2 protein-coding genes are annotated in these 2440 nt (G+C 66.3%); both read left to right on the forward strand.

Annotated features, from left to right (window positions below):
• Positions 1 to 457: 457 nt before the first annotated feature.
• Positions 458 to 913 (forward strand): cache domain-containing protein, encoded by a 456-nt coding sequence (locus VFL64_RS06010; RefSeq protein WP_489539468.1) that lies wholly within the window; start codon positions 458 to 460, stop codon positions 911 to 913.
• Between the two features lie 48 nt (positions 914 to 961).
• Positions 962 to 2440 (forward strand): methyl-accepting chemotaxis protein (locus VFL64_RS06015; RefSeq protein WP_489539469.1); only part of this gene is annotated, 1479 nt, incomplete at its 3' end.

Below are 2440 nucleotides of genomic sequence, written 5' to 3' on the forward strand. Positions count from 1 at the left end.
GTGAGTTGGGCGCGAGCCCCCATGACCGAGCAGCGCAAGGCAGCCCTCGCTACGCGAGGGCCGAGGAGGCAGGGGTCGCTTCTTTGCCTCCTTTCTTGTCGACACAAGAAAGGAGGTCGGCCGCCGGGCCGAACACCCGGCAGCGGCCTCACGCAGTGAACAACACCAACGACAAAGCGAGACCGTGGACCCCGGCGTGCGCCGGGGTGACGTGCAAAGAGCAGCACGGGGCTTCGATACCTCAGCCTGAGCGGGTGGGGGTGTGCGAAGAGGGCTCGGCCCGATCGCACAACGGCCCGCTACCGCAAGCGCCCCCGAAAAACCCCCTCTCCTCCCACCTTTTGCACAGATCACCCCCCTCCTCGTATCCGCAGAATCCCTTAACGATTGCACAGCGCCGCCGATATTCGGTAGGAGATTTGTCTCGCGTCCCACAACAGCTTGACCGGAGTGACCCATGTCGAAGTACCTCGCCGCCCTCGCCCTCGCCACCTTCGCCCTGAGCGCCCCCCTGGCCGCCAAGGAAGACAACGCCACCCCCGCCGAAGCACAAGCCATGGTCAAGAAGGGCGTCGCCTTCATCAAGGCCAACAGCAAGGACAAGGGTTACGCCGAGATCTCGAACAAGAGCGGCCAGTTCACCGACCGCGACCTCTACCTCGTGGTCTACGGCCTCGACGGCGTGGTGCGCGCACACGGCGCCAACGAGAAGATGGTCGGCAAGAACCTGATCGAGCTCAAGGACGTGGACGGCAAGGCCTTCGTCAAGGAGCGTGTCGATCTGGCCCAGTCCAAGGGCACGTTCTGGCAGGACTACAAGTTCACCAACCCGGTCTCCAAGAAGATCGAACCCAAGCGCATGTACTGCGAGCGGCTCGACGACGCCGTGGTCTGCGGCGGCGTCTACAAGTAAGCCGTTCAACACAGCAGACACACCAGCAGCAAACAAGAAGGATCGTTCATGAATCTGGGAACCAAGCTGCTGGCAGCGCCATTGATCACGGCGGTGATGGTGATGTCCATCGCCGGCGTCAACACCGTGTTGCAAAGCCGCGCCGCCGCTCAGAGCCAGCTCGTCTTCAAGGGCGACATGGAGAGCTTTCGCACCATCACGAGCGTGCAGGATCAGTTCGCGCAGATCCACGCCAACGTCTACAAGACGGTGGCACTGATCAACTCGCTGGACGACGCCAAGGTCAAGGCCTTCCGCAGCGCGCTCACCACCCAGCTCACCGGCCTGAAGCGCACCCTGGCCGCGCTCGCAGAAGCCGGCTCCGGCAACCCCGAGCTCAGCGCCAGCCTGGCTGCGCTGGGCCAACAGATCGACAAGTACGGCAAGGAGTCCGACTCGGCGATCGACCTCTCCACCGTCGACCCCAACACCGGCATCGCCGCCATGCAAGGCGCCGACGCCAGCTTCGCCGCACTCGCCACCTCGCTCGGTGGCGTGGTCGCCAAGATGGAAGCGGCCTCGTCCTCTGCCGCGGATGAAGCCGCAGCGCGAACCAACCGCAACAGCCTGCTGCTGGGCCTGCTGGGCCTGCTGGGCTGCGGCGCCGCCGTGGGCACCGCCTGGTGGCTGCAGCGCAAGGTGGTCGACGACCTGCGCCGCGCCGTGGGCGTGGCGACCGAAGTGGCCAACGGCAACCTGTGCGCCAGTGCGCACACCACCCGCAACGACGAAGTGGGCGACCTGATGCGCTCGCTGGGTGCGATGACCCAACAGCTCAGCCAGTCGCTGCGCACGGTGATGAAGTCGTCGGACTCGATCCAGACCGCCAGCGCCGAGATCGCCGCCGGCAACCAGGACCTCTCGGCCCGCACCGAGCAGACCGCGAGCAACCTGCAGCAGGCGGCTTCGTCGATGGAGCAGCTCACCGGCACCGTGAAGCAGAGCGCCGACTCGGCCCGCCAGGCCAACCAGCTGGCTGCCTCGGCCGCCGAAGTGGCGCAGCGCGGTGGCAGCGTGGTCTCGCAGGTGGTGAGCACCATGGACGAGATCAACGCCAGCTCCAAGAAGATCAGCGACATCATCGGTGTGATCGACGGCATCGCCTTCCAGACCAACATCCTCGCCTTGAACGCTGCGGTGGAAGCCGCCCGCGCTGGGGAGCAAGGCCGCGGCTTTGCCGTGGTGGCCTCTGAAGTGCGCAGCCTGGCGCAGCGCCGCGCGCAAGCGGCACGCGAGATCAAGGGCCTGATCGGGGCCAGCGTCGAGAAGGTCGAATCGGGCTCACGCCTGGTGGCCGATGCCGGCGCCACCATGAACGAGATCGTGGGCAGCGTGCAGCGCGTGACGGACATCATCGGCGAGATCACCGCCGCCGCCTCGGAGCAGTCCGACGGCATCGGCCAGGTCAACACCGCCGTCGTGCACCTCGACCAGATGACGCAGCAGAACGCGGCGCTGGTGGAGCAGTCGGCCGCCGCCGCCGAATCG

Origin of the sequence: Rhizobacter sp. (assembly GCF_035702065.1) — a bacterium.
GTDB lineage: Bacteria > Pseudomonadota > Gammaproteobacteria > Burkholderiales > Burkholderiaceae_C > Rhizobacter.

Bases quoted from the DNA above. Each gene is read 5' to 3' on its own strand.
- VFL64_RS06010 (WP_489539468.1), top strand. From the start codon at position 458: ATGTCGAAGTACCTCGCCGCCCTCGCCCTCGCCACCTTCGCCCTGAGC.